Genomic DNA, 25585 nt, shown 5'->3' on the forward strand with positions numbered 1-25585 from the left:
CCATGACCCAGTTCACGATCAACGGCCGGGCCGTCTCCATCGACGCCGACGAGGATACGCCCCTGCTGTGGGTGATCCGCGACGACATCGGCCTGACCGGCACCAAGTTCGGCTGCGGCATCGGCATGTGCGGAGCCTGCACCGTCCACGTCGGCGGCCGGGCGACTCGCTCGTGCATCACCCCGATCAGCGCCGTCGACGGCGCTGAGGTCACCACCATCGAGGGTCTCGATCCGGACGGCCAGCACCCCGTGCAGCAGGCCTGGCTGGACCTGCAGACCCCGCAATGCGGCTACTGCCAGTCGGGCCAGATCATGCAGGCCGCCGCCATGCTGAAGGACTTCCCCGCGCCCACCGACCAGGACATCGACGCGACCATGAGCGGCAACCTCTGTCGCTGCATGACCTATGTCCGCATCCGCGCGGCCATCAAGCAGGCCGCCGCGGCGATGGGAGAGAAGTCGTGAGCCGCCTGCCGCCGAAAGGTGAGACCGGCGGCTTCCTGTCGCGCCGCAATTTCCTGGTCGCCTCCACCGGCGCGGGCCTGGCCTTCGGCTTCTCGGCCCTGGTCGAGGCGGCGATGGATCCCGCCGTTCCGGGCGGTGTCCCCGTGAGCCCGGCAGGACCCCGGTTCGAGCCGACCCTGTGGTTCGCCATCGACGGCGACGGCGTCGTCACGGTCAACATCATCCGCGCCGAGATGGGCCAGCACGTCGGCACCGCCCTGGCCCGCATCCTGGCCGACGAGCTGGACGTCGCCTGGGACAAGGTCCGCATCGTCCATGTCGACACCGATCCCAAATGGGGGCTGATGGTCACCGGCGGCAGCTGGTCGGTGTGGCAGACCTTCCCGATCTTCAGCCAGGCCGGGGCGGCCGGACGCATCGCCCTGGTCGAGGCCGGGGCCAAGCTGCTGAACGTCTCGCCGGCCGGCGGGACGGCGCGCGGCGGCGTGGTCCATGTCGGCGGCAAGTCGATCTCGTACGGCGACATCGTCAAGCGCGGCGGCGTCGCGCGGCAGTTCACGCCCGACGAACTGGCCAAGCTGCCGATCAAGCCGGCGGCCGAACGCAAGCTGATCGGCAAGCCCGGCAAGGCCCTGGACATCGCCGCCAAGGTCAATGGCACGGCGATCTACGGCATCGACGCCAAGGTCCCGGGCATGGTGTTCGCGCGGCCCAAGCTGCCGCCGACCCGCCATGGGGCCAAGGTTCTGTCGGTCAACGACAGCGAAGCCAAGAAGATCAAGGGCTACCTGCGCTGCCTGACGATCGAGGATCCGTCCGACACCGTTCCCGGCTGGGTGCTGGTGATCGCCGAAAGCTATCCGGCGGCCCTGCGCGCGTCGGAACTGGTCAAGGTGAAATGGGCCGCCGGGCCGGGCGCCAAGGTGTCGGAGAAGGACCTGCAGGACCACGCCGCCAGCCTGATCGCCAGGCCTGACGGCGGCGCGCTGCTGGACAACAAGACCGCCGACACCGCCCCGGCCTTCAAGGCCGCCAAGTCGGTTCTGGAGCAGACCTACACCGCCGCCACCGTCCTGCATTTCCAGCTCGAGCCGCTGAACGCCCTGGCCTTCGAGAAGGACGGGGTGATGGAGATCCACACCGGCAACCAGTGGCAGAGCCTGATCCTGCCGACCCTGGCCAAGGCGCTGGACCGTCCCGAGACCCGCATCGTCATGCGCACCTATATGCTGGGCGGCGGTTTCGGCCGGCGGCTGAACGGCGACTACGCCGTGCCGGCCGCCTTGGCGGCCAAGGCGCTGGGCAAGCCGGTCAAGCTGGTGCTGACCCGCGAGGACGATGTGCGCTTCGACTCGGTGCGCTCGCCCTCGGTGCAGACGGTGCGCATGGCCTTCGACGGGGCCGGAAACATCCTGGGCCAGGAGCACCACGCCGCCGCCGGCTGGCCGACTCTGGCCAACGCCCCGGCCCTGATGCCCAAGGGCAAGAACGGCGTGGCCTACGACCCCTTCGCCATTTCCGGCGCCGACCACTGGTACGAGGTCGGCGCGCATAAGGTGCGGGCCATCAACAATGACCTGGCCAACGAGACCTTCCGACCTGGCTGGCTGCGGTCGGTGGGGCCGGGGTGGACCAACTGGGCCGGCGAAAGCTTCATCGACGAAGCCGCTCATCACCTGAAGACCGATCCGGTCGCCCTGCGGCTGAAGCTGCTGACCGGCGCCGGCGCCAACGCGGGCAGCGACGCCAGCACCAAGGGCGGGGCCAAGCGCCAGGCCGAGGTGGTGCGTCGCGCGGCGGAAGCCGCCGGCTGGGGGCGACCCCTGCCGAAGGACACCGGCCTGGGCCTGGCTGCCAGTTTTGGCCAGGAACGCGACATGCCGACCTGGGTCGCCTGCGTCGCCAAGGTCCATGTGGATCGCGCCAGCGGCGTGGTCACGGTCCAGAAGCTGACCCTGGTGACCGACGCCGGCACCATCGTCGATCCCGACGGCGCCCGCGCCCAGACCGAGGGCGCGGCGCTGTGGGGCCTGAGCATGGCCCTGCACGAGGGGACCGAGTTCGTGAACGGCCAGGTCAAGGACCTGAACCTAGACACCTACACGCCCCTTCGGATCTCCGACACGCCGGAGCTGGACATCCAGTTCGTCGACAGCGTCGAGGTCCCGGTCGGCCTCGGCGAGCCGGCGACGACGGTGGTCGCCCCGGCGATCGCCAACGCCATCTTCCGCGCGGTCGGTGTGCGCCTGCGGCACATCCCGATCACCTCGGCCGCCGTGCTGAAGGCGCTCGCGGAACAGACCTGATCGTCCCATCGGCATGGCGCCGCGGCCCCGTCTCGGGAAGCGGCGCCGGTCGCTGACCGCAACCTCCGCGCAACCTCAAAGCGTCCATCCGCGTCTCGCGATCCGCCGACGATGGGATTGCTTTCTGGTCGGATCTAGGTCACTTCGTTAAAAAGACTTTTAAACGAATACTGACTTTCCGGGAGGGGCTGGATGGACGTCTACATCTTTGACGCGGTGCGAACGCCGCGCGGCAAGGGGCGTCCGGACGGTTCGCTGGCCGGGGTGAAGCCGGCCGAGCTCGTCGCGCAACTGGTGCGGGCTCTGGAGGCGAGGAACGGTCGCGAGGCGGTCCACGCCGCCGCTCATTTCACCCTGGGCTGCGTGACGCAGTTCGGCGTGCAGGGCGGCCACCTGGCGCTGGCGTCGCGGATCCAGGCGGGACTGCCCGACGCGATGTCGTGCCTGACGATCAACAACTTCTGCGTCTCGGGGCTGTCGGCGATCGCGGACGCGGCGCGGCGCATCGCCACCGGCGAGGTCGACCTGGCCCTGGCGGGGGGCGCGGAGTCGATGTCACAGACGCCGTTCCTGGCCGACCAGGCCGACTTCTATACCGACATGGCGCTGGCCAGGCGCATGGGCTGGGCGCCGGTCGGGCTGGCGGCGGATCTGCTGGCGACGCGCGAGGGCCTGACGCGGGCCGCGCTGGACGCCGCCGTCCTCAAGTCCCACCAGCGCGCCGCCGCCGCCTGGCGCGAGGGCCGCTATGCCGGCCGGGTCGTGCCGATCCTGAATGAGGACCAGACGGTGGCCCTGGATCGCGACGAGAACATCCGCGACTACGGCGACGGCAAGTCGCTGGAGCGCTTCGGGCCGGTGTTCGCGGCCACGGGCGCGGAAGGCTATGACGATATCCTGCTGGAGAGCTTCCCCGAGCTGGGCAAGGTCGAGCATCTGCATACCATCGCCCACTGCCCGCCGATCTCGGACGGCGCGGCGCTGGTGTTGCTGGGCTCAAAGGAGGTGGGGCGACGGCAGGGGCTGACGCCGGTCGCCAGGATCCGCGCCCTGGGCGAAGCGGCGGCGGATCATGTCCTGCAGCTGACGGCCGGGCCGGTGGCGATGAGCAAGGCGCTCGACCGGGCGGGCGTGACGCTCGGCGAGGTCGGGGTCGTCGAATATATGGAAGCCTTCGCCGCCGTGCCGGTGCTGTTCGAGCGCGACTTCGGCTTTGATCCAGAGCGCCTCAACCCCAATGGCGGGCACCTGGCGATGGGCCATCCGATGGGGGCGACCGGGGCGATCCTGACCACGACCCTGCTGGACGACATGGCCCAGTTCGATGTCGAGACCGGCCTGGTCGTGGCGACGGGCGGCGTCGGGGTCGGGGCGGCTATGGTTCTCGAGCGGGCAGGGTAGGCGGGCGCTCTCATCGGAGCGCCCCCGAAAGCCACAAACTCTTGTCATCCCGGAAGCCTCGCAGAGGCTGTCCGGGACCCAGGGGCCAATGCACTGCGGTTGCCCCTGGGTCCCGGCTCTACAGCCCGCTACGCGGTCTTCCGGCCGGGATGACAAGGAGGGAAGCTGAAGGCTTTTTGAGTTAGATCCCTAAGGCTCGCCCTTCAGCGCCTTTTCCAGGCTGGCGCGGTCGTAATATTCGCGCCACTCCACGATCTTGCCGTCCTTGATGTCGAGCACGCCGACCACCGGAACCGCGCCGGGATGGCCGTTGTAGACGAACCGGTCGGTGCGCTCCATGAACACCAGATCGTCGATGATCCCCATGTGGGCGATGTCCAGGGTGACGCCGTCGGGCGCGCCCTTGCCCAGGGCGGCGATGCGCTCGTAGATCGCCGTCCGGCCCTTGACCGGCGCGACCATCATCGACTTCAGCGTTCCGTCCTCGGCGAACAGGTCCGCGACCTTGCGCCAGTCGGCGTGCTTCCAGGCCGCGATCATGTCGCGCGCCACCGCCAAGCGGCTGGCGTCGGTGTCCTGCGCGAAGGTCGGCGAGGCGAGGGCCAGGGCGAGCGTCAGCGACGCGACCAGGCTTGCGATCTTCATGATTTCCTCCCGTGACTTTTTATGCGCCGGATGACGCTACGACATCACTTGCATAACAAGACCATGGTGCTAGGGTCGTGACAAGAGGCGCGGTCACGTCGTCTTTGAAGCAGGGAGAGTCTCGATGAAGCTGGAGCGCCTGCCCCCCGTTCTGACGACGCTTGGGCAAAGCAATCACCCCTACATGTCCGGGCCGTGGACGCCGCAGCACGAGGAGGTCAACGCCACCGACCTGACCGTGCTGGAGGGGGCGATCCCGACGGACATCGACGGCGTCTACATCCGCAACACCGAGAACCCCGTCCACCGTCCGCTAGGCCGCTATCACCCGTTCGACGGCGACGGCATGGTCCATATGATCAGCATCCGCGAGGGGCGCGCCGACTACCGCAACCGCTTCGTGCGCACGCGAGGCTTTCAGGCCGAGCAGGAGGCGGGCGGCTCCCTATGGGGCGGGCTCATGGACGGTCCGGGCGTCTCGACGCGGCCGGGCTTCGGCTGCCATGGCGGCATGAAGGACGCCTCGTCCACCGACGTCGTCGTGCACGGCGGCAAGATCGTCTCGACCTTCTACCAGTGCGGCGAGGCCTACTGGCTGGATCCGGAAACCCTGGAGCAGGGCGGAGTGGCCAGCTGGGGACCGCTGGACGGCGTCTCGGCCCACCCGAAGATCGACGAGGCCACCGGCGAGCTATTGTTCTTCAACTACTCCAAGCACGCGCCGTACATGCACTACGGGGTCGTCGACCGGCACGGCAAGACGACGCACTACGTGCCGATCGGCCTGCCCGGGCCGCGCCTGCCGCACGACATGGTCTTCACGACCCACTACTCGATCCTCAACGACCTGCCAGTGTTCTGGGACCAGGAACTGCTGAAGCGCAACATCCACGCCACGCGGTTCCACCGGGACCTGCCGTCGCGGTTCGGGATCATCCCGCGCTACGGACGCTCCGACGAGATTCGCTGGTTCGAGGCCGCGCCGACTTACATCCTGCACTTCCTCAACGCCTACGAGGACGGCGACGAGATCGTCATGGACGGCTACTTCCAGGAGGATCCGACCCCGCCGCCGCTGGCCGACGCGCCCGAGGGCATGGGGCACCTGATGGCGTTCCTGGACGAGCAGTCGTTCCGGCCCAAGCTGCACCGCTGGCGCTTCAACCTGAAGACCGGCGAGACGACCGAGAAGCATCTGGACGAGCGGATTCTCGAGTTCGGCATGTTCAACCAGCGCTATGCCGGCAAGCCCTACCGCTACGCCTATTCGACGACGACGAAGCCCGGCTGGTTCCTGTTCACCGGCTTCGTCAAGCACGACCTGGAGACCGGCGAGTCCTGGAGCGTGACCCTGCCGGAGGGGCGCTACGCCAGCGAGTCGCCGTTCGTGCCGCGCATCGGGGCCGTGGACGAGGACGACGGCTATCTCGTCAGCTTCATCATCGACGAGAACAAGCAGACCTCCGAATGCGTGCTGATCGACTGCAAGCGCTTCGAGGACGGGCCGGTCGTGCGCATCGCCCTGCCGCACAAGCTGTCCAGCGGCACCCATAGCGTCTGGGCCGACCGGGCCTTCATCCGCGACGGCGTCAGCGCCGCCTGAGCGCGCCGAAATCCGGGAGTTTCAAATGGATATCAAGAACAGCGTCGCGCTGGTGACCGGCGGCAACCGGGGCATCGGCGAGGCCTTCGTGCGGGCCTTCGTCGCCGCGGGGGCGGCCAAGGTCTATGTCGGCGCGCGCGACGTCGCCAGCGCCCAGCATCTGGTCGACGAGGCCGGCGGCAAGGTCGTGGCGATCGCGCTGGACGTCACCAAGCCCGAGACGATCACGGCCGCGGCGGCGCAATGCCAGGACGTGACGATCCTGGTCAACAACGCCGGCCAGTTCGGCATGCAGACCCTGCTGAAGGCTCCCACCCTGGAGACCGCGCGCCTGGAGATGGAGGTCAACTATTTCGGCCCTCTGGGCATGAGCCGCGCCTTCGCGCCGATCCTGGCCAAGAGTCCAGAGAGCACGATTGTCAACGTGCTGTCGGCCGGTGGGCTCGTGGCCGTGCCGGGCATGGGCGGCTACAGCCCGTCCAAGTTCGCGGCGCGAGCGATGAGCACCTGCCTGCGCGCCGAGCTGGCGCCGCAGAACACCAATGTCGTCGCCCTGATCGTCGGCTCGGTCGACACGCGGATGGCCAGCCATGTCGAGGGCTTCAAGGAGACGCCGGCGACCATCGCCGAGGCCGGCCTGAAGGCCATCAAGCGCAAGGCCGACGAGGTCGACACCGACTTCATGGCCATCGACGTGCGCGCCAACCTGGCGCGCGATCCGAAGGGCTTCGAACTTCAAATGCGGCGCTCCCTGGCGGGCGAGCGCGTCACCACTGGCCGCTGAGGAGCGTTCATGTCCAAGCCCGACACCTCGAAAATGGACTATGTGGATTTCGCCAAGCGCTTCGTGGCCGCCATCCAGGACGGGGACGGTGAAGCCGTCCGGGCCTTCTACGCGCCAGACGCCAAGCTGTGGCACAACACCGACAATATCGAGCAGACCGTCGACCAGAACCTCAAGGTGTTGGCCTGGTTCGTGAAGACCCTGCCTGACCGCAACTACCGCGTGCTGCGCGTCGAGGCCCTGCCGGACGGCTTCGTGCAGCAGCACGTGCTGGAGGCCACCCTGCCCAATGGCGAGCGCTGGGCGATGGACGCCTGCGTGGTCGTCAAGGTCGAGAACGGGGTGATCACGCGGCTGGACGAGTATCTGGACTCGGCCAAGTCGGCGGCCCTGCGCCCGTTCGGTCGTTAAGACGAGATCCGCGGCTTTCCTACTCGGCCGCCAGACTGGGGCGGGTCCTTCGCGGGACCCGCCCTTTTTGTTCGCCAGCTAGTGGCGGCCCGCGTGGTCGAAGTCCTGCGTGACGCCCATGGCCTTCAGCAGGTGGGCGCGGTCGTAGTACTCGCGCCAGGTCTTGATCAGGTCGCCTTCGAATTCGAGGATCCCGACCACCGGGGCCGAGCCGAACTTGCCCCGGATCGTGAACTCGTCGCTGCGCTCCATGAACAGCAGGCCATCCACCACCCCGATGTGATGAATCTTCAGCTCGATCGCCTCGAGCCCTTCGCCCAGCGCCGAGACGCGAGCGTAGATCGCTTCGCGCCCGACGATGGGTTCGACCATCATCGAGTGCAGTACGCCGTCGGGCGTGAACATGTCGGCGATCGCGCGCCAGTCCATGCGCTTCCAGGCGTCGGCCATCTCCAGGCCGCGCGCGATCTTCTGTTCATGGGTCAGCATGGTTCTCTCCCTGAAATCGGCTCCAAGCTTGACCAGAGCCGACGTTGTTCTTTTAGCTTTTATAACCGTACTTAATGTCAGGCTCGCGCCTCTGTCGACCCATGGATACGGGCGAGCGGGGCGGTTTGCGCGCCTAAAATAGACACTTGCGTTACGAGACTAAAAGGACAATTCTCGCGTCATGGGCCGGTTAAGAGCCCCTAAATCAGAGGGGAAGCGCTTCATAGGGGCTTTCACGAGTGTCGCCGCGCTGGCCGCCGCGATCCCGTGATCCAGTAAATGCCTTTCTGTTATGCAAGCGATTTGCCAGCAGGCCTCGGCCGTCGCGAGCACGACACGCCCCCGCAGCGCGCCACCCCCTCGAGCCGCAACCACCCGGGCTTGCCCGGTCATCAACACAAGGGACTCCAAGACCGATTGATCGGCGCAGGTCCCCGGGGAGGAATGACATGCATCTCAAGAGATCCGCTTCCATCATCGCGCTGATCGCGGGCGTCGGACTGGGCGCGCCCGCGCTCGCGGCTTCGGCCGACCAGACCGCGCCGCAGAACACCCTCGAGGAACTGATCGTCACCGCGCAAAAGCGCGAAGTGAACCTGCAGCAGGCCCCGCTTTCGATCTCGGCCGTCGGCGGCGAGACCCTGGCGCGCGACAAGATCATGAATTCCGAGGACCTGGGCCACGCCACCGTCGGCTTGTCCTTCACCCAGAACTCGCCCCAGGCGCTGGAACTGAACATCCGGGGCGTCGTCAACACGCGCCTGTCGGCCCCGACCGCCGACCAGTCGGTCTCGACCTTCGTCGACGACGTCTATGTCAGCCGCTCGGGCAATCTGAACACGTCCTTCTACGACATCGACCGGGTCGAGCTGATCCGCGGTCCGCAGGGCGTGGTGCTGGGCAAGAACGTCGCCGGCGGCGCGATCAGCGTCATCTCGGCCGCGCCACAGTTCGACTATAGCGGTCAGGTGGCCGTGACCTTCGGCAACTACAACCTGCAACAGACCACCGGCCACGTGACCGGTCCGATCACCAGCACCCTGGCGGGCCGCCTGTCGTTCCAGACGATCAACCACTCCGGCTACGCCAAGGACATTCTCCACGACGTCGATCTGGAGGACCTGGACTCCAAGCAGATCCGCGGCCAGCTGCTCTACAGGCCCGAAGGCAGCGACCTGCGCGTCCGTTTCATCGCCGACTACAACTGGGACACCAGCAACGGTCCCAACCGCGTGGGCATGGGCGAGACGACCTGCACCACGCCGGCCCAGTGCTTCGCGCCCTGGTACAAGGCCCGCCTGGCCATCGCCGCCCTGCGCGGCGGTCTCTCCATCCGCGAGAGCCTGCCGATGTGGCCGCAGTTCAAGGGCGACGCCGCTCCGACCCGCCAGCGCGTCCAGCACGAGTCGGCCAGCTTCATCCTGAAGATCGACAAGGACATCTTCCCGGATGTCGGCTTCACCTCGGTGACCGGCTATCGCGGCGGCCAGGCGTTCACGCTCTACGATCAGTCGGGCGTCGGTCCGACCAACGGCTATGGCGTCATCACCCCGCTGCTGTTCGCCGAGCCGGTGAACTTCGTCGAGGACATCGCCCAGTTCACCCAGGAAGTTCGTCTGACCTCGCACTATGACAACAGCCGTTTCGACTGGATCGTCGGCGGCTTCTATCTGCACAACAAGGTGCGTCAGACCAACCGCTTCTGGGGCGAGAGCACCGTCCTGGGCGCGCTGTCGGGTGAAAGCTATTGGGATGACCACGGCCTGAACCGCGACATCGCCGTCTTCGCCCAGCTCGGCTACAAGTTCACGGACACGGTGAAGCTGGAAGCCGGCGTCCGCTACACGCGCGACAAGAAGAGCGGCACGCAGGAGGGCAGGGCCATCGCCTTGGGCGACAAGCTGAACCCCAATGACAAGACCCCTCTGACCCCGCTGACCGACGCCAACGGCTTCTTGACGCCCTATGCCCAGAAGTGGTCGAAGGTCACCCCGCAGGCCACCCTGACCTGGACCCCGAACGACGACTTCATGGCCTATGCCACGGTCTCGGTGGGCTTCAAGGGCGGCGGCTTCCAGAACGACGCGCCCAACGCCTTCGCCGCGCAACAACCCTATCGGCCAGAGTCGGTCACCAACTACGAAGCCGGCTACAAGTGGGAGTTCATGGACCGCCGCGCGCGGTGGAACACCTCGGTGTTCTTCATGGACTACACCGATCTGCAGGTGCAGCGCACCGACGGCACCTGCCTGTGCAACGTGATTTCCAACGCCGGCGCCGCCGAGATCAAGGGCGTCGAGTCGGAGTTCCAGATCGCGCCGATGCGGGGCCTGCGCCTGGCGCTGGGTGGCTCGATCCTCGACGCCAAATATACTGACTTCGTCGATCCGGTGACCAAGATCTCGTACAACGACAACTTCATGCAGCGGACGCCGAAGTACCAGCTGTCGGCCAGCGCCGAATACACGACCGCGGCCTTCGGGCTGGAGGACGCGCTGCACTTCAAGCTGGCCTACAAGAAGCAGGGCAAGATGTTCTGGGCGCCCGACACGGTCCAGTACGAGAAGCCGTACGGTCTGCTGGACGGCCGCATCAGCCTGTCGCCGGCGGACAAGCCGTGGGCGGTTTCGGTCTGGGGGCGCAACCTGACGGACAAGGTCTACCGCACCAACATCATCGACATCCTGGGCGATGCGGTGTCGTCGTTTGGCGCCCCGCGCACCTTCGGCGTCGAGCTTTCGACCAAGTTCTAACTCCCTATCCTGGCGCCGGCGGCCTTTGGGGCCGTCCGGCGCTTTCTTTTTCGAGGGGCCGATGGGCGCGCTGTACTCCCGTTTGACCGAAGTCATCTCCGCCTGGCAGGCCAAGGATGTCGACAAGGTGCTGAGCTACATGTCCGACGACATCGTCTGGCACTATGCCGCGCCGGCCTTGCCGCCGGTCAAGGGCAAGGCGGCGGCGCGCAAGCTGCTGGTCAAGTTCCAGAGCGACATGCACGACATCCAGTGGCGGATCTTCAACCACGCCGAGACGGCCGACCGCCTGTTCCTGGAGGGCGTCGACGACTACCGGACCACGGATGGCCAGCGCATGGCCGTGCCCTATGCCGGCGTGCTCGACTTCCGCGACGGTCTGATCACCGGCTGGCGCGACTATGTCGATCTCGGCGTCATCGGCCAGCAGAAGGCCGGCGAGCCGTTCACCGCCCAGGTCGATGCTCTGATCGGTCGGGAGGCCGTCGGATGAGCGGCCTGGCGCGACGCGATCTCGTGGGCCTGGGCGCGGCCCTGGCCCTTCTTCCCATCACTTCAGCGGAGGGCGCTGGCATGGCCCGTCTCTATCCGGTCCTAGAAGCCATCATCGCCGCCTGGCGTCGTCAGGACGTCGAGGGCGTGCTCGTCCATGTCACCGACGACATTATCTGGCGCAACTCGGGCGGCTTCGCCCCGGCGATCCGCGGCAAGGCGGCCATGCGCGAGGTGCTGGTGGCCATGGCGTCCAAGATCAAGACCAACCACTGGCGGATCTTCGACCACGCCGAGAACGGCCATCGCCTGTTCATGGAAGGCGTCGACGAGTTCTGGTTCCACACCGGCGAGCACATCGCCATTCCCTATGCGGGCAGCCTGGAGTTCCGGGGCGACAAGGTCTGCGAGTGGCGCGAATATTTCGACGGCCGCCTCAGCCTGGCGATGAAGAACGGCGAGCCGTTCTCGGCCGAGGTCAAGGAAATGATCGGCCGTCCCGTCGCGCGTTAGGCGGCCGGCAGGACGGTCGTCAGGTCGGCCGGTCCCCCGCACTGGTCGCAGATCATGCGCGGCTCGAGCACGGCGCCGCAGGTCCGGTGGCGCATGACCGTCGGCGGTCCGGCCTCGGTCGCCAGCCAGCGGTCGCCCCAGCGGTTCAGCTCGATGATCAACGGGTGCAGATCCTTGCCCTCGTCGGTCAGGCGATACTCCCAGCGTTCGGGCCGGGTCTGATAGAGAACGCGTTGCAGGATGCCCAGCTCGACCAGCCGTCCCAGGCGGTCGGTCAGGATGTTGGGGGCGATGGCCAGGGCTTCCTGGAAGTCGCCGAAACGCCGCCGGCCGGCGAAAGCCGAGGCGATGACGTGGCTGGTCCAGCGGTCGCCCAGCACCTGGAAGGCGCGGTCCAGCATCGGATTGCCCTTGTTCAGCCCCTCCGACGGGACGATCGACCGACGCTGCGCGCGCGGCGGGGCCGAGGGCTCGTAGCCCGCGCCGGGGCCTGGCTCGACAATGACGTTGCGGACCGTCAGGGCCTCGCCGCAATGACCGCAGGCCAGCACCGGCGTGAACTCCGCTCCGCAGCTGTGGCGCAGGCGGTGGCCCGGATTGGCTGGGTCATAGAACCAGCGCTTCTCCCAGCCGATGATCGCCAGGGCGACGCTATAGAGGTCGCGGCCCATCTCGGTCAGCCGGTATTCGAACCAGTTGGGGCGCTCGGCATAGGGCGTGCGGACCATGACGCCGGCCGCCTGCAGGCGCTTGAGGCGATCGGTCAGCAAGCTGCGGGCCAGGCCGATGCGCGCCTGGAAATCGTCGAACCGCCGGACCCGCTGGAAGGCCAGGTAGAGGATCATCAGCGTCCAGCGATCCCCCACCACGTTCAGGGCCCGCGTGGCCGAATTGGCCTGCACCAACTGGTTCAGCGGGCGCGGGGAGATCGTTTCCGGCGGACTGTCTTCGGCCATGAGGTCCCGTATCTGGCGAGGGCGGCGGAAGGTCGATAGCCATCGCGCCGCCCTCTCTATCAAGCTCGCCGGCCGGCGCCCACTGTCGCGCGGGCGCGTTCGTAGTCGGCGGCCAGGGACTCGACGATTGCGGCCAGCGGCTCGATCGCCTTGACCTCGCCGACGCCGTGGCCCGCCGCCCAGACGTCGCGCCAGCGCTTGGCCGAGTCCTCGGGGCGACCCAGCTGGATCTCGGCGCGGCCGGTCAGTGAAGCGGGATCGTAGCCGGCCGCCAGCAGGCTCTGGCGCAGCCAGTTGGCCGGGATGCCGGTCAGGGCCGCCGAGGTGACGATGTCCTCGGCCCGCGACTCGATCAGCATCTGCTTGTATTCCGGTTGGGCCATGCTCTCGGCGCAGGCAATCAGGCGGGTGCCGAGATAGGCCAGGTCCGCGCCCAACGCCTGGGCCGCCAGGATCGCGCGGCCGCTGCCGATGCCGCCGCCCAGGACGACGGTCCCGTCGAACATCTCGCGCACGGCCGGCGCGAAGGCGAAGCCGGAGATCGGACCGGTATGCCCGCCCGCGCCCGAGGCCACCAGGATCAGGCCGTCGACGCCGGCCGCCGCCGCCTTCTCGGCGTGGGTCAGCGAGTTGACGTCGGCGAAGACCAGACCGCCATAGCCGTGGATCGCGTCGACCACGCCGGTGGGCGCGCCCAGGGCGGTGATCACGATTGGCGGCCTGTGCTTGAGCACCAGCTCCAGCTCCTCGTCCTTCCGGGCGTAGGAGCGGTGGACCATGATGTTGATCGCCCACGGCGGCGCGTCGGCCGGCAGCTCGCGGCCGATCAGGTTCATCCACGCGTCGAGGTCGTCCAGGGTGCGGGCGTTGTTGGCGGGGAAGGAGCCGATGATCCCGGCCCGGCAGGCGGCCAGCACCATGTCGGTCCCGGACACCAGGAACATCGGCGCGGCGATCGCCGGGACTTTCAGGCGGTCGAGGAGGTTGGCGGGCAGCGTCATGCTCAGTCCGCCTTCGCCGGCTTGGGCGGCCATGGGAAGAAGCCCGAGGTGCGGCGCATATAGTCCTCGTAGTCGGGCTTGCGGCGACGCATGCGGCCTTCGACGGTCGGCGCGCCGCTCCAGCGGGTCAGGGTGAAGACCAGCCAGATCGGGCCGATGACCGAGATCAGGCCTAGCTGCGTCTCGGCCGCGATCAGGAATAGGCCCCACCAGACGCAGGCGTCGCCGAAATAGTTTGGGTGGCGAGTATAGCGCCACAGGCCCTTGTCCATCACCTTGCCGGCGTTTTCGGGGGTCTTCTTGAACCGCACCAATTGCCAGTCGGCCAGGCTCTCGAACAGCAGGCCGAACACCGCCAGGCCCGCGCCGACCATGCCCAGGACGCCCAGCTGCGTCGGCGTGTCGGCGATCTGGCCCAGCTGGACGGGCAGGCACACCATCCACAGCAGCGGCATCTGCAGCATGAACACCATGCGGAAGGCGGCATGGGCGAAGCCCCAGCCCCGCTCTTCCTTGGCCTTGGCCAGCATCCGCACGTAGCGGCCATCGGGGCCGTGGTCGCGCCAGCGCCACAGCATGTAGCCGCCCAGCCGCAGGGCCCAGGCGACGCAGAGGCCGGTCATGACCATCCGCCGCTGCGTGCCGCCGCCGGTCTGCAGGTAGGTCGCGACCGCGACGACGCCCATGCCCAGGCCCCAAAGGCTGTCGACGGGCGTGACGTCGCGCATCGCCACGCAGATGGCCCAGGCGGCCACGAACACGGCGAGGATGACGCCGGCGTTCACCAGCGGAATGAGAATATAGTCAGGCATCGCCTTCCCCCGTTCGGCGCGCCGCGGCGCGCCATTCGCATCTTTTTATGAAAGTGATTGGCGGCGCGACATCTGGCCCGCGCCGCCGCCTTGTCAGGAAACGACCATCACCTCGGCGTCGGGATCGTCCGCGAACAGGCGCTCGACCTCGGCGGCCCGACGGTCGATGACCGCCCGGCGGTTGATGGTGCCCTTGTCGGAGATCTCGTGGGCGTTGGGACTGGGCGGCTCGCGCAGCACCAGAGCCCGGCGCACGCGGGCCGCGCCCCCGGACTGGCTCCGGTTGAAGACCGCCAGGCCTTCCTCGAGAAGCGCGCGCGACGCGCCGGGCTTGGCCCACAGCATCACGCCCAGATAAGGCCGACCGTCGTCGCACAGGACCAGATCGGTGACATGTGGTGACAGCGCCTTGAGCAGGCCGTCGCGCAGGGCGCCGCCATAGACCCAGGTCCCGCTCGACAGCTTGAACTCCTCGGCCGCGCGGCCGGCGAACACCAGGCCTTGGGCGGGGTCGCTGGGGTCGTGGAACAGCGCCAGATCCCCGGTGCGGTAGAAGCCCTCCTCGTCGAAGGCCGCCGCCGTCTTCTCCGGCTCGTCCAGATAGCCGGCCGTGACCTGGGGGCCCTTGACCCGGACCTCGTAACGGTCGCCGACGGGCTGCAGCTTCACCAGCGAGCCCGGCGCGGGCAGGCCCAGGCCCACCTTGTCGGTCTCGAAGTGGATGACCATGAAGGCCGAGACGGTTTCGGTCATGCCGTAGCCGCTGGTCATCATGATCCGATGGCCGGTCTCGCGCACGGCCATGGCCTGGATGCGGTCATAGACCGTCTGGGACAGGCCGGCGCCGCCGTAGAGCATCAGGCGCATGTCCTTGAAGAAGGTCTTCCGCAGCACGGCGTCCTGCTCCAGGGCGTCGGCCAGCATGGCGTAGCCCAGGGGCACGTTGTTGAAGTAGCGGACCGACACGTCGCGCAGGTTCCGCACCGAGGCGTCGAACAGGCCCGGCACGGGCTTGCCCTCGTCGACATGCAGCGTCCCGCCTTCCAGCAGGGTTGCGCGCAGGACGAAGGCGCCGGCGGCGTGGTGCCAGGGCAGCCAGTCCAGCATGACATTGTCCCAGCCGGCCGCCTTGCCGATGGTTTGCATGCATTGGATGCTGTTGGCGGCCAGGTTCCGGAAGGTGATCGGCACCACCTTGGGCAGGCCGGTCGAGCCGGAGGTCAGCATCAGGGCGGCGCGGTCGTCGGGCTTCAGCGCCGCGATGCTGGCCGCCACCGCCGGCGTCGGCGTCGCGGCCAGCAGGTCGGCATAGGCGATCGAGGGCTTGGAGAGCTGGTCAGGGTTGGTGGTGACGATCACCGCCTCGCCCAGGTCCAGATGCTCCAGCGCCGCCGCGCAGGCGCGGGTGTCCTCGGCGAAGATCACGGCCGGGCGAACCTTGGCGATGACGTGGGCCAGCCGGCCGAAGTCCCCGCCCAGCGCGGCGTAGGTGACGCTGACCGGACAGACGGCCCGGCCCGCCGCCTGGGCGGCGAAGGTCATCACCGCGAAGGCGGCGCTGTTCGGCGCCAGGATCAGCACCGGCCCGGGAGGCGCGCCCAGCAGCCACTGCGTCGCCGCGTCCATGTCGCGCTTGAGGTCGGCATAGGAGACGTACCGCCAGGCCTCGCCCTCGCGGAAGGCCAGGGCGGCCTTGTCGCCGCTCGTCGCCGCGCGCTCGGCGAAGGCGGCGGGCAGGTTGGCGTTGTAGGCCGCCAGCGGGATGCGCGAGGCGATCAGGATCGCGCCGTCGTCGCGGTGCGTCACGTCCAGGTCGACCGGCATCAGTTCGGCCGGACGGAACGGCGCCAGCGTCTTGTCGAGCACGGCTTGGTCCATGGTCAGACTCCGACGACCAGGCTGACGGTCGTGGTGGTCGAGCCGCCGATGTTGAGGGTCTGGCAGGTCTTGGCGCCCTCGACCTGGTAGTCGCCGGCGCGGCCCGTCACCTGCTTGAAGGCGTCGAGCGCCATGCGCACGCCGGTAGCGCCGACGGGGTGGCCCAGGCCGATCAGCCCGCCCGAGGGGTTGATCGGCAGGCGGCCGCCGATCTCGATGTCGCCGGCCTCGATCGCCTTCCAGGCCTCGCCCGGCGCGGTCAGGCCCAGATGGTCGATGGCCATATATTCGGTGGTGGTGAAGCAGTCGTGGGTCTCGACCACGTCGATCTGGCTGAGGTCCGAGACGCCGGCGCGGCGGCGGGCGTCCTCGATGGCGCGGCGCACCTGCGGGAACACATACGGCTGGTCGGCGCTGGCCCGGACCTTGGCGGAGTAGGAGATCGGCGCCGAGCGGTGACCCCAGCCCTTGATCCGGGGCAGGCTCTCCAGCGGGACGCCGCGCTTGGCCGCGTATTCGGCGGCGCGCTTCTCCGAGGCCAGGAAGATCACGGCCGAGCCGTCGGTGACCTGGCCGCAGTCCTGCTTGCGCGTGCGGCCCTCGACCACCGGATTGGCCTCGTCGTCGGCCGTGAAGCTCTTGTCGCTGAAGGCCCACTGCCGGGTCTGGGCGTTGGGATTGCGCTTGGCGTTGGCGAAGTTGATCTCCGCGATCCGCATCAGGTGCTCGTACTTCAGGCCGTAGCGGCGCTCGTATTCCTCGGCGAGGTCCGAGAAGGCGCGGGGCCAGACATAGGTGGCGTCGGCGAACTCGTGACCGGTCCAGGCGGCCGCGCCCAGATATTCGGCCGCCGTCTGGCCGCCGACATTGCGCATCTGCTCCAGTCCGACCACGCAGGCCAGGTCGTAGCGGCCGGCCTCGATCTCGGCGCTGGCCGCCAGGATGGCGACGCTGCCCGAAGCACAGGCGGCCTCGTGCCGCGCGGTCGGCAGGCCGTCGAAGTCGGGATGCACCAGGCCGAAGAAGCCGCCCAGCAGGCCCTGCCGGGCGAACAGCTCGCCGACGAAGTTGCCGACGTGTCCGGTCTCGATGTCCTTCGGATCCAGCCCGACGCTATCGAGGCCGTTGCCCACGACCTCGCTGAAGGCGTCGGCCAGGTCCATGTCCCGCCGGGCCCAGTTGCTGGCGAAATCGGTCTGCCAGCCGCCAAGTATGTAGACCATGTTCGTCTCCTCGCCGGGGCGGCTCGCGGGCCGCCGATTGTCGTTGGTTCAGGCCGTCGGCCGCTCGTCCATGAAGGCGGCGAACGCCGCGTGGGCGTCGCCGTAGGTTTCTCGCGGCTCGGCCGTGAGGGCGCGCGCCACCGCCGCGCCGATATCGTCGTCGAGCGCCACCGGCGGGCCTTCCACCGAATAGGCGGCGCGCAGGCGTCCGCCGCCGGAGACCAGGGTCTGGCCCGAGACGTCGCACGCCTCGCTGACCAGCCAGGACACCAGCGGCGCCACGTCGGCGGGATCCATGCGCCGCGTCAGGGCGCTGCTCAGGTGCGGCGTGGTCATGGCGGTGGCCGCGTAGGGGGCGATGGCGTTGATCCGCAGGCCGCGCGGACGGCCCTCGACCGCCAGGCCCCGGACCAGTCCGATCAGCGCCGCTTTCGACGACGCGTAGGCCGCCATGCCGTCGCCGCCATAGAGCCCCGCCGACGAGGCGCTCAGCACGATGCGGCCCGAGCCGGTCTCCGACAGCACCGACCACGCGGCCTGCACAAGGCTCAGCGCCCCCTGGAAGTTGATGTCGAAGATCGACTGGAAGGCCTCGGGGCTCTGGCGGTGCAGGCGGCAGGTCTGGGGCACGCCGGCGTTCGAGACGACGGCGTCGAGGCGACCGAAGGCGTCCAACGCCTTGTCGACCAGGGCTCGCCCGGTCTCGGGGTTCTCGGCCTCGCCAAAGTCGGCGACCGCTCGGCCGCCGAGCGTCTGGATCTCCTCGACCACCTGCTGGGCGCTGGAAGGCTCGTCGCGCAGAGCCCAACGATTGTTGATGACGACCGCCGCGCCCTGGCGCGCCAGATCCAACGCATAGGCGCGCCCGAGACCCTTGCCGGCCCCGGTGACGATGACGACGCGACCGGCGTGCGGACCGTCCTGATGGCTCATCGTTTCCTCCTTCGTTTTCCCGTCGATCGTGCCGCCGACGTGGGTTCTCGTTCAGTCTCAGGCTCTTCGCGCCAGGCTCCCGTCGAACGGGGTGGCCAGGGGGCGGGTCATGACACCCGGCGGGGCCGCCACGACGTGGGGGATGGCGTTGATCACGCTGCCGGCGACGGCCCACTGCTCGGCCGAGGTGGGGGTCTGGTCGCCGGGACGCTTGTCCATGTCGAGGGTCATGCGCACGCTGGGCTGACCGGTCAGGCGCACGCTCCACAGGGGGAGGGGCTGCGCTTCCAGGTGCGCCGTCTCCATGAACCAGTGGATCGAGATGATCAGGTCGCGGCCGCCTTCGGCACGGCCGATCCAGCGCCAATTGACATGGCTGATCCTTCCTTGCGCAATCGTACCCACCGCGATCGAGAGGTCCTGGGAAGCGCCGAACACGCGGTGGTCGGTGTCGACCCGCTCCAGCGTCAGGTTCAGCCGCTTGGCCAGGGCCGACAGCGCCTCGGCGTACATGCCGTTCAGCGACGAGGCGGGGCCCCAGTCGGGATCGTTCGGATTGATCGACGCCGGATCCAGGCCGAAGCCCAGCACGCCGAAGACGTAGTCCGGACTGCGCACCGCGCGGCAGTCGACGCTCTCGATCACCTCGATCGTGTCCAGTTCGGAGCAGACGCCGCTGGCGACCGCCGCCAGCTGTTCGGCCGCGAAGCCGGGGTTCAGCCCCGCGCCCATCAGGGTCGAGCCGCCCTTGGCGCAGGCCGCTTCCAGGGCCGCGAGGCGTGCGTCGCCCCAGTGGCTGGGATCGCTGTAGCCGTTAATGCTGATGACGTTCTTGCCGCTGGCCAGCAGGGCCAGGATCTCGGCGTCGTGCGAGCCGTAGGGCGGGGCCAGGCGGGCGGCGTGGATCACCACGTCGGCGTCCAGCGCCAGGATCTCATCGATGTCGCGGGTGGCCAGCACGCCCGTCGCGCCGCGCTGGGCGATGTCGCCGGCGTCCCGGCCCGCCTTGGCCTCGCCATAGACATAGAGGCCTACGAGATCCGTCGACGGGTGGTCGATCACCGTCCGCAGGCAGCTCTTGCCCATGGCGCCCGTCGCCCACTGGATCACGCGATACGTCATGTCTCCTCCCTATCGAGGAGAACCCTAACCCGGTAAGTCTCGTTATGAAAGTATGAAATCCACGAGGGCTACGCCTTTAGTGCGCGATTTCTGGCGCTCGCTGCTCGGCCTCGATGATCTCGAACGACACGTCGTGCGGCTCGACCGGCTGGCCGCAGCACGAGCAGGTCACGGCCGGCTCCAGCAGATGTCCGCCGACCTTGTGGCGCAGGATCAGCGGCGGCCCCTCGGGTGAGACGTAGTACTTGTCGCCCCACTGCAGCAGCATCAGCAGGACGGGGTAGTAGTCGAGGCCCTTCTCGGTCAGGCGGTATTCGAAGCGTTTGCCGGCCCGCTCGTGGGCGCGGATCACGCCCTGGGCGGTCAGCCAGGCCAGGCGCTCGGACAGGATGTTGGTCGCCATGGCGGTGTCGCGATGGATCTCGTCGAAGCGCCTTAGCCCCGTGAAGATCGAGCGCAGGACCAGGCTGGCCCAGCGGTCGCCGGTGATCTGGGCGACGTCGACCATCAGGCTGGACGACTCCTCGGCCGCGCCGCGCTGCTGGCGGCGGCGGCTGTAGAGCGGGACCATCCAGCCCACGCCGGGCCCCTCGGCCCAGTCGACCTCGCGCGGATTGATCTCGTCGCCGCATTTCAGGCAGGTCGGGACCGGCTCGAACAGGTGGCCGCACGTCCGGTGGCGCAGGTTCAGCCGCAGCTTGGCGGGGTTGGTCGACCAGCGCCGCTCCCAGCGCAGCATCATCAGCGCCGGCCAGTAGAGGTCCAGGCCCTTGCGGGTCATCCGGTATTCGTAGCGCGGCGGATGGGTCGAATAGGCGCTCTTCTCCAGCACCTCGGCGGCCACCAGCTTCTTGAGGCGGTCGCTGAGCTTGGATTGCAGCAGGCCGGTGCGGTCGCGCAGATCGTCGAAGCGTCGCGCGCCGATCCAGTTGGCCTCGAGGATCAGCAGCACCGCCGTGTCACCGACCACCTCCAACGCGCGCCAGATCGAGCAAGTCCTGATGAATTTCGGCGCGCCCATTACTCCGCGTCCTGACCGTGACTAATCGCTGATCAGCGTCGCGGAACAGGTGCGGTTATGCAAGTCTCCAATGGGCTTAAGTAGCCGCCACGCCCGCGAGATCGCGCCGGACCACCTTGCCCAAGGCGTTGCGGGGCAGGGCGTCGACGATGCGCAGCTTCTCCGGCAGCTTGAAGGTGGCCAGCTCGCGCGACTTCAGGTGCGCGGTGAGGTCGTCCAGCGTCAGCGCCTGATCCGGCCGCAGGGCGACGACCGCGCAGACGCGTTCGCCCAGGCGCTCGTCGGGATAGGCGGCGCAGCAGGCCTCACGGACGGCGGGGTGGCTCTCGATCAGCCCATCCAGTTCGGCCGGCGAGATATTCAGCCCGCCGCGGATGATGATCTCCTTGCTGCGTCCGACGAAGCGATAGAAGCGATCGTCCGTGTCGGGCGCGATCTCGAACAGGTCGCCCGTGCGGAAGAAGCCCTGCTCGTCGAAGGCGGCCTTGGTGAGGTCCGGCGCGTTCCAGTAGCCGTCGAAGGTCATGGCGCCGGAGATCCGCAGTTCGCCCTCGCGGCCGGGCTTGACGATGTCCTCGCCGGTGGCCAGGTCGACCAGGCGGGTGCGGATCTTGGCGGGGAACTCGGCCGGCCAGTCGACGCCCGGCGCGCCGAAGCGGGGGAAGTACATGGCCCGCTGCTCGGGATCGGGAATGGCGGCCGCCGTCGAGAACAGGGACGCGCCCTCGTTCGAGCCGAAGACGTTCATGATCGTCACGCCGTACTGTTCCTGCCAGCGGCGCACCATCCATGGCGGCAGGGGCGCGGAGCCTGAGCCCATGCAGCGCAGGTTGGAGAGGTCCAGGTTCGCCAGCAGCGCCTCGTTCTGCAGCAGCATGGTCAGCACCGCCGGCGGCGCGACGGTGTAGGCGATCTTCTCGTCCTGCATCTGTCGCAGGAACAGCGGCAGGTCGAAGGGGTGGTGCTGGACCAGGCGGCCCTGACACAGCAGCCAGGTCATCACCATGCCGCCGATCGCGGCGATGTTGATCAGCGGGAAGGGGTTGAGGATGGCGTCGCCCGTCCGCAGTCCGGCGGCCTCGACCAGCGCCTCGCCATTGACCACCCAGTGGTCGTGGTGGCGCGGCACGCCCTTGGGCATGGCCTCGGTGCCCGAGGTCCAGCAGATGGTCAGGGCCTCGGCCGCGTCGAGGTCGGCGGGCGAAGCGAAAGGCTCCGGAGAAGCCTTGGCGGAAAGGTCCGTCAGGCTATGCGCGCCGCTGGTCGAGCCTTCCGACAGGGTGACGAGCTGGGCGGACGTCACGCCTTCCGCCCGCAGGCCGGCGATCATCGCCCCATGGTCGAAGCCGTGGAAGCGGTCGAGTGTGATCACGACCTTGGGATCGATGCTGGGCAGGATCTGGCGCAGCTCGTGGGCGCGATAGGTCATGGCCAGCGGGCTGAGGATCGCGCCGATCCGCGCGCAGGCCAGGAAGCAGAGCACGCCCTCGACGATGTTGGGCAACTGGGTGGAGACGATGTCGCCACGCCCCACGCCCAGGCCCGCCAGCACATGGCACAGTGTGTCGACGCGGGCGTTGGCCTCGCGGAAGGTCAAGCTCTGGGGCTCGGAGCCGGTGAGCGCCATGCGGTTGGGGGCGTCGACCAGCGCGACCGCGTCTGGGCGGGCGTGGACGGCTTCGGAGAACAGCTGGTCGATGGTGCGTCCGCTCCACCAGCCCAGGCGGCGATATTCCGCGACACGCTCGGGGGGGCTTGGACGCACGGCTTCCTCCTGGCGCGACGGGTCTTTCAGCCCTGGAGCCGTCGCCGCCTCTCAGGTCATGTTCGTATTGTTATGCAAGTAACTTGCCTCGAGCCGACGACGTACGCAAGGCCCTCGCGGTGCGACGCAGGCCTTTTGATGCGAAGGGGCGGAGAGCATGGCCGTCGCGGAAGCGACCGGGTCGGCCGAACTTTCAAACGGCGCGGACAGGCGCGGTCGATCGTCGAACGATCAGGCTCAGACCCACGGACTTGGGCGGCATGGTCGCTCTACGCTCGTTGATCATCATCAGGAGGTGCTCGGTCGCGGTCTTGGCCATGTCACGCAGCGGACGGCGTATCGTCGTCAGGCTGGGCGAGATCATCGAGGCCAGGTCCGCGTCGTCGAAGCCCGCGACCGAGAGCTGGTCGGGCATCGATACGCCAGCCTCGCGCGCAGTCTTGACGACCGCCGCGGCCATGGTGTCGTTGCAGGCGAAGATCGCGGTGGGCGGGCGCTCCAGCGCGAGCAGCGACTCGGCGGCGGCCAGGCCGCTCTCGAAGCCGTAGTCGCCCGGACGCAGCTCCACCTCCAGCGGCAGGCCCGAGGCGGTCAGGGCCGCGAGGAAGCCGGCCTTGCGCTCCTGCGCCGAGCGGAAATGCGGCGGGCCTTCGATCATGGCGATACGCCGGTGGCCCAGGTCGAGAAGGTGGCGGGCCATTTCGCCGGTGGCCGCGCGCTCCTGGCTGATCAGCATGCTGGGATAGTGCGGCGTCTCGATCGAGGCGATGCCGACCGCGGGCACGCCCAGCGCCGACAGCCGTTCGGGAATAGCCGCGATCTCGGACGTGGGTGGCAGAACGATCAGGCCATCGACCCGCGAGCTATGCACAAAACGCTCGATGTCCAGGGCCACGTCCGGGTCGCTGAAGCGCACCGGGTGGACGACCAGCTCATAGCCGTGCTGCGAGCAGACCTCGACGATGCCGCGCTGCAGGACGCCGATCACGTGGGCGTTGGGATCGTCCTGCACCACGGCGATCAGGTACGAGCGGCCCGAGGCCAGGGCGCGGGCCCGTGAGCTGGGGCTGTAGCCGAGATCCTTGATGATCGCCTGCACGGCCAGGCGGGTCTCGTCGCCGACCTTGGGCGAGTCGTTGAGCACGCGCGATACGGTCCGGATCGAGACGCCCGCCGCTCTGGCGACGTCGTCGATGGTCACAGCCATGCTCGCGGCCGGATCGATCCTCATCAGTTTCCCCCACGGCCTTTCGGCGCCGCGATTATGGATCGCGAACTGCCATGGCTAGCGCTGGCACGATAGGGCGCCAACGCTGGCATTGTCGATGCTACCGGTAACAAAATGTCGTTGACACCATCGCGATCGGCTTGCTTGTCTCCCGCCAGACCCGACGAACGGGCAAGTGGGAGGGCGTGATGACGATGGATCGACGAGGGCTGATGCTGGGGGCCATGCTCGGCGGCGCCGCACTGGTTCCACCCCATGCCGCCAGCGCCGCGACGCCGGCCGGCCCCGCGCGAGGACCCGCGCCGCATCTGTTCAGCGTCCGCGATTTCGGCGCCGTCGGCGACGGGGCGACGATCGATTCGCGGGCCATCAACAAGGCCATCGATCACGTGGCGTCGCTGGGCGGCGGCGTGGTGCATTTCCCGCCCGGGACCTACGCCTGCTACACCCTGCGCCTGAAGAGCAACATCACCCTGCACCTGGGCGAGGGCGCCGTGATCCTGGCCGCCGCGCCCAATGGCGTCGCGCCCAACGGCTATGATGATCCTGGTCCCGGGGCGGGCAACGCCTTTCAGGACTATGGCCACAGCCACTGGAACAACAGCCTGATCTTCGGCGAGGGGCTGCACGACGTGTCCATCGTCGGGACGGGCCTGATCTGGGGCAAGGGCCTGACCCGCGGCCACCGTTTCCCCGACGATCCGCCGGACATCTCCGGCCCCGGCGTCGGCGACAAGGCCATCGCTCTCAAGAACTGCCGCAACGTGCTGCTGCGCGACTTCAAGATCCTGCAGGGCGGCTGGTTCGCGCTGCTGGCCACCGGCGTCGACAACATGACGATCGACAATCTGATCGTCGACACCAACCGCGACGGTCTGGACATCGACTGCTGCCGCAATGTCCGCGTCACCAACTGCACGATCAACTCGCCGTGGGACGACGGCATCTGTCCCAAGAGCTCGTTCGCCCTGGGCTATGCCCGTCCCACCGAGAACCTGACGATCTCCGACTGCCTCCTGACCGGCAATTACGAGATGGGCTCGGTGATCGACGGGACCTGGAAGAAGATGCCGCCCGGCTTCCACGGCTATGGCCGCATCAAGCTGGGCACGGAGTCGAACGGCGGCTTCAAGAACGTCACCATCACCAACTGTGTGTTCGACCACTGCTACGGCATCGCGTTGGAGACGATGGACGGGGCGCTGACCGAAGACATCGCCATCAGCAACATCACCATGCGCGGCCTGGGCTTCCCGCCGCTGTTCCTGCGCCTGGGCAGCCGGATGCGCGGTCCGGCCGGCGTTCCGGTGGGCAAGCTGCGGCGGATCACCATCCAGAACATCGTCAGCCATGGCGCCACGCCGCAGCCGTCGATCATCGCCGGCGTGGCCGGTCACCCGGTCGAGGACGTCAAGATCAGCGACGTCTACTTCCACTCCATGGGCGGCGGTTCGGCAGAGCTGGCCAAGCGGCGTCCGCCCGAGGCCGACAAGGCCTATCCCGACCCGGACATGTTCGGCGACCTGCCGGCCAGCGGCTTCTTCATCCGCCACGCCCGCAATATCGAGATGAGCAATGTCGAGATCGTCACCGAGGCGGCGGACGCGCGTCCGGCCTTCTGGCTGAACGATGTCGAGGAGATCGACCTCTTCCGGCTGCGCCTGCCCAAGGGGCCCAGCTTCCTGCTCGACCAGGTGACCGGCTTCCGGTCGTTCGGCAGTCGCTGGCTGCCCGATCGCCGGATCGACGAGACGACGACCCAATCGTTCTGAGGACTTTGTG

The 25585-nt window shown here is 68.2% G+C and carries 22 protein-coding genes; 10 read left to right on the forward strand and 12 right to left on the reverse strand.

Annotated features, from left to right (window positions below):
- Positions 1–2: 2 nt before the first annotated feature.
- The 3 genes from AC1RNC_RS01220 to AC1RNC_RS01230 all read left to right on the forward strand — a co-directional run bounded on the left by AC1RNC_RS01220 (position 3) and on the right by AC1RNC_RS01230 (position 4174).
- Positions 3–467 carry a (2Fe-2S)-binding protein gene (locus tag AC1RNC_RS01220; RefSeq protein ID WP_492835348.1) on the forward strand — a complete coding sequence of 155 codons (465 nt, stop codon included), beginning with the start codon at positions 3–5 and terminating at the stop codon, positions 465–467.
- On the forward strand, positions 464–2773 hold the full coding sequence (locus AC1RNC_RS01225) for a xanthine dehydrogenase family protein molybdopterin-binding subunit (protein WP_492883028.1): 2310 nt from the start codon (positions 464–466) through the stop codon (positions 2771–2773). The genes AC1RNC_RS01220 and AC1RNC_RS01225 overlap by 4 nt, the downstream gene beginning before the upstream one ends.
- 192 nt (positions 2774–2965) lie before the next feature.
- Positions 2966–4174 (forward strand): acetyl-CoA C-acyltransferase, encoded by a 1209-nt coding sequence (locus AC1RNC_RS01230; protein ID WP_492883030.1) that lies wholly within the window; start codon positions 2966–2968, stop codon positions 4172–4174.
- Between the two features lie 189 nt (positions 4175–4363).
- Here AC1RNC_RS01230 and AC1RNC_RS01235 read toward each other — a convergent pair whose 3' ends face one another.
- A complete protein-coding gene (locus AC1RNC_RS01235; protein WP_492883032.1) occupies positions 4364–4819 on the reverse strand; it encodes an SgcJ/EcaC family oxidoreductase in 456 nt (151 codons plus the stop codon).
- Between the two features lie 124 nt (positions 4820–4943).
- On the opposite strand from AC1RNC_RS01235, the gene AC1RNC_RS01240 reads away from it, so the two are divergent.
- The 3 genes from AC1RNC_RS01240 to AC1RNC_RS01250 are packed head-to-tail and all read left to right on the forward strand — an operon-like array spanning position 4944 to position 7617.
- On the forward strand, positions 4944–6422 hold the full coding sequence (locus AC1RNC_RS01240; RefSeq protein ID WP_492883034.1) for a carotenoid oxygenase family protein: 1479 nt from the start codon (positions 4944–4946) through the stop codon (positions 6420–6422).
- Between the two features lie 25 nt (positions 6423–6447).
- Positions 6448–7206 (forward strand): SDR family oxidoreductase, encoded by a 759-nt coding sequence (locus tag AC1RNC_RS01245; RefSeq protein WP_492883036.1) that lies wholly within the window; start codon positions 6448–6450, stop codon positions 7204–7206.
- Positions 7207–7215: 9 nt separating this feature from the next.
- Positions 7216–7617, forward strand: coding sequence for a nuclear transport factor 2 family protein (locus tag AC1RNC_RS01250; protein WP_492883038.1), 402 nt, complete (start codon positions 7216–7218; stop codon positions 7615–7617).
- Between the two features lie 78 nt (positions 7618–7695).
- Here the strand turns inward: AC1RNC_RS01250 and AC1RNC_RS01255 are convergent, their stop codons facing one another.
- The gene (locus AC1RNC_RS01255) at positions 7696–8106 is read right to left on the reverse strand and encodes a nuclear transport factor 2 family protein (protein WP_492883039.1); all 411 of its coding nucleotides are present in this window, start codon (positions 8104–8106) and stop codon (positions 7696–7698) included.
- A gap of 449 nt (positions 8107–8555) precedes the next feature.
- Here AC1RNC_RS01255 and AC1RNC_RS01260 point away from each other — a divergent pair, with 449 nt between their 5' ends.
- The 3 genes from AC1RNC_RS01260 (at position 8556) to AC1RNC_RS01270 (ending at position 11864) form a co-directional block, all read left to right on the forward strand.
- Positions 8556–10859 (forward strand): TonB-dependent receptor, encoded by a 2304-nt coding sequence (locus AC1RNC_RS01260; RefSeq protein ID WP_492883041.1) that lies wholly within the window; start codon positions 8556–8558, stop codon positions 10857–10859.
- 61 nt (positions 10860–10920) lie between these two features.
- Positions 10921–11352, forward strand: a complete 432-nt coding sequence (locus AC1RNC_RS01265; RefSeq protein ID WP_492883043.1) for a nuclear transport factor 2 family protein — start codon at positions 10921–10923, stop codon at positions 11350–11352.
- On the forward strand, positions 11349–11864 hold the full coding sequence (locus tag AC1RNC_RS01270) for a nuclear transport factor 2 family protein (RefSeq protein ID WP_492883045.1): 516 nt from the start codon (positions 11349–11351) through the stop codon (positions 11862–11864). Before AC1RNC_RS01265 ends, AC1RNC_RS01270 begins: the two co-directional genes overlap by 4 nt.
- Here the strand turns inward: AC1RNC_RS01270 and AC1RNC_RS01275 are convergent.
- From AC1RNC_RS01275 to AC1RNC_RS01320, 10 genes are all read right to left on the reverse strand, one after another.
- Positions 11861–12820 (reverse strand): winged helix-turn-helix transcriptional regulator, encoded by a 960-nt coding sequence (locus tag AC1RNC_RS01275; RefSeq protein WP_492883047.1) that lies wholly within the window; start codon positions 12818–12820, stop codon positions 11861–11863. The genes AC1RNC_RS01270 and AC1RNC_RS01275 overlap by 4 nt on opposite strands.
- Positions 12821–12879: 59 nt before the next feature.
- Positions 12880–13854 (reverse strand): NAD(P)H-dependent flavin oxidoreductase, encoded by a 975-nt coding sequence (locus AC1RNC_RS01280; RefSeq protein WP_492883049.1) that lies wholly within the window; start codon positions 13852–13854, stop codon positions 12880–12882.
- Entirely contained in the window at positions 13824–14633 is an 810-nt protein-coding gene (locus AC1RNC_RS01285; RefSeq protein WP_492883051.1) for a DUF1295 domain-containing protein, read from the reverse strand. Before AC1RNC_RS01285 ends, AC1RNC_RS01280 begins: the two co-directional genes overlap by 31 nt.
- A gap of 93 nt (positions 14634–14726) precedes the next feature.
- A complete protein-coding gene (locus AC1RNC_RS01290; protein WP_492883052.1) occupies positions 14727–16511 on the reverse strand; it encodes an AMP-binding protein in 1785 nt (594 codons plus the stop codon).
- A gap of 2 nt (positions 16512–16513) precedes the next feature.
- Positions 16514–17734, reverse strand: a complete 1221-nt coding sequence (locus AC1RNC_RS01295) for an acetyl-CoA acetyltransferase (protein WP_492883054.1) — start codon at positions 17732–17734, stop codon at positions 16514–16516.
- A gap of 48 nt (positions 17735–17782) precedes the next feature.
- Positions 17783–18667: an SDR family NAD(P)-dependent oxidoreductase gene (locus AC1RNC_RS01300; protein WP_492883056.1), complete on the reverse strand. Its 885-nt coding sequence runs from the start codon at positions 18665–18667 to the stop codon at positions 17783–17785.
- 57 nt (positions 18668–18724) lie between these two features.
- Positions 18725–19789 carry an NAD(P)H-dependent amine dehydrogenase family protein gene (locus tag AC1RNC_RS01305; protein WP_492883058.1) on the reverse strand — a complete coding sequence of 355 codons (1065 nt, stop codon included), beginning with the start codon at positions 19787–19789 and terminating at the stop codon, positions 18725–18727.
- Between the two features lie 76 nt (positions 19790–19865).
- Positions 19866–20810 carry a winged helix-turn-helix transcriptional regulator gene (locus tag AC1RNC_RS01310; RefSeq protein WP_492883060.1) on the reverse strand — a complete coding sequence of 315 codons (945 nt, stop codon included), beginning with the start codon at positions 20808–20810 and terminating at the stop codon, positions 19866–19868.
- Positions 20811–20886: 76 nt separating this feature from the next.
- The gene (locus AC1RNC_RS01315) at positions 20887–22575 is read right to left on the reverse strand and encodes a class I adenylate-forming enzyme family protein (RefSeq protein ID WP_492883062.1); all 1689 of its coding nucleotides are present in this window, start codon (positions 22573–22575) and stop codon (positions 20887–20889) included.
- Between the two features lie 193 nt (positions 22576–22768).
- Positions 22769–23806 (reverse strand): LacI family DNA-binding transcriptional regulator, encoded by a 1038-nt coding sequence (locus AC1RNC_RS01320; RefSeq protein WP_492883064.1) that lies wholly within the window; start codon positions 23804–23806, stop codon positions 22769–22771.
- A 185-nt stretch (positions 23807–23991) separates the two neighbouring features.
- Between AC1RNC_RS01320 and AC1RNC_RS01325 the strand changes: the two genes are divergently transcribed.
- Complete coding sequence (locus AC1RNC_RS01325; protein WP_492883065.1) at positions 23992–25575, forward strand: rhamnogalacturonidase; 1584 nt, start codon at positions 23992–23994, stop codon at positions 25573–25575.
- The last annotated feature ends 10 nt before the right edge of the window (positions 25576–25585 follow it).

The sequence above is a fragment of the Caulobacter sp. GW822-FHT01G02 genome (assembly GCF_058802865.1).

Bases quoted from the DNA above. Each gene is read 5' to 3' on its own strand.
- AC1RNC_RS01305 (WP_492883058.1), bottom strand. From the start codon at position 19,789: ATGACGTATCGCGTGATCCAGTGGGCGACGGGCGCCATGGGCAAGAGC.
- AC1RNC_RS01235 (WP_492883032.1), bottom strand. From the start codon at position 4,819: ATGAAGATCGCAAGCCTGGTCGCGTCGCTGACGCTCGCCCTGGCCCTC.
- AC1RNC_RS01300 (WP_492883056.1), bottom strand. From the start codon at position 18,667: ATGAGCCATCAGGACGGTCCGCACGCCGGTCGCGTCGTCATCGTCACC.
- AC1RNC_RS01285 (WP_492883051.1), bottom strand. From the start codon at position 14,633: ATGCCTGACTATATTCTCATTCCGCTGGTGAACGCCGGCGTCATCCTC.
- AC1RNC_RS01290 (WP_492883052.1), bottom strand. From the start codon at position 16,511: ATGGACCAAGCCGTGCTCGACAAGACGCTGGCGCCGTTCCGTCCGGCC.
- AC1RNC_RS01320 (WP_492883064.1), bottom strand. From the start codon at position 23,806: ATGAGGATCGATCCGGCCGCGAGCATGGCTGTGACCATCGACGACGTC.
- AC1RNC_RS01280 (WP_492883049.1), bottom strand. From the start codon at position 13,854: ATGGCCGCCCAAGCCGGCGAAGGCGGACTGAGCATGACGCTGCCCGCC.
- AC1RNC_RS01220 (WP_492835348.1), top strand. From the start codon at position 3: ATGACCCAGTTCACGATCAACGGCCGGGCCGTCTCCATCGACGCCGAC.
- AC1RNC_RS01250 (WP_492883038.1), top strand. From the start codon at position 7,216: ATGTCCAAGCCCGACACCTCGAAAATGGACTATGTGGATTTCGCCAAG.
- AC1RNC_RS01325 (WP_492883065.1), top strand. From the start codon at position 23,992: ATGACGATGGATCGACGAGGGCTGATGCTGGGGGCCATGCTCGGCGGC.
- AC1RNC_RS01255 (WP_492883039.1), bottom strand. From the start codon at position 8,106: ATGCTGACCCATGAACAGAAGATCGCGCGCGGCCTGGAGATGGCCGAC.
- AC1RNC_RS01295 (WP_492883054.1), bottom strand. From the start codon at position 17,734: ATGGTCTACATACTTGGCGGCTGGCAGACCGATTTCGCCAGCAACTGG.
- AC1RNC_RS01240 (WP_492883034.1), top strand. From the start codon at position 4,944: ATGAAGCTGGAGCGCCTGCCCCCCGTTCTGACGACGCTTGGGCAAAGC.
- AC1RNC_RS01245 (WP_492883036.1), top strand. From the start codon at position 6,448: ATGGATATCAAGAACAGCGTCGCGCTGGTGACCGGCGGCAACCGGGGC.
- AC1RNC_RS01310 (WP_492883060.1), bottom strand. From the start codon at position 20,810: ATGGGCGCGCCGAAATTCATCAGGACTTGCTCGATCTGGCGCGCGTTG.
- AC1RNC_RS01260 (WP_492883041.1), top strand. From the start codon at position 8,556: ATGCATCTCAAGAGATCCGCTTCCATCATCGCGCTGATCGCGGGCGTC.
- AC1RNC_RS01265 (WP_492883043.1), top strand. From the start codon at position 10,921: ATGGGCGCGCTGTACTCCCGTTTGACCGAAGTCATCTCCGCCTGGCAG.
- AC1RNC_RS01230 (WP_492883030.1), top strand. From the start codon at position 2,966: ATGGACGTCTACATCTTTGACGCGGTGCGAACGCCGCGCGGCAAGGGG.
- AC1RNC_RS01275 (WP_492883047.1), bottom strand. From the start codon at position 12,820: ATGGCCGAAGACAGTCCGCCGGAAACGATCTCCCCGCGCCCGCTGAAC.
- AC1RNC_RS01270 (WP_492883045.1), top strand. From the start codon at position 11,349: ATGAGCGGCCTGGCGCGACGCGATCTCGTGGGCCTGGGCGCGGCCCTG.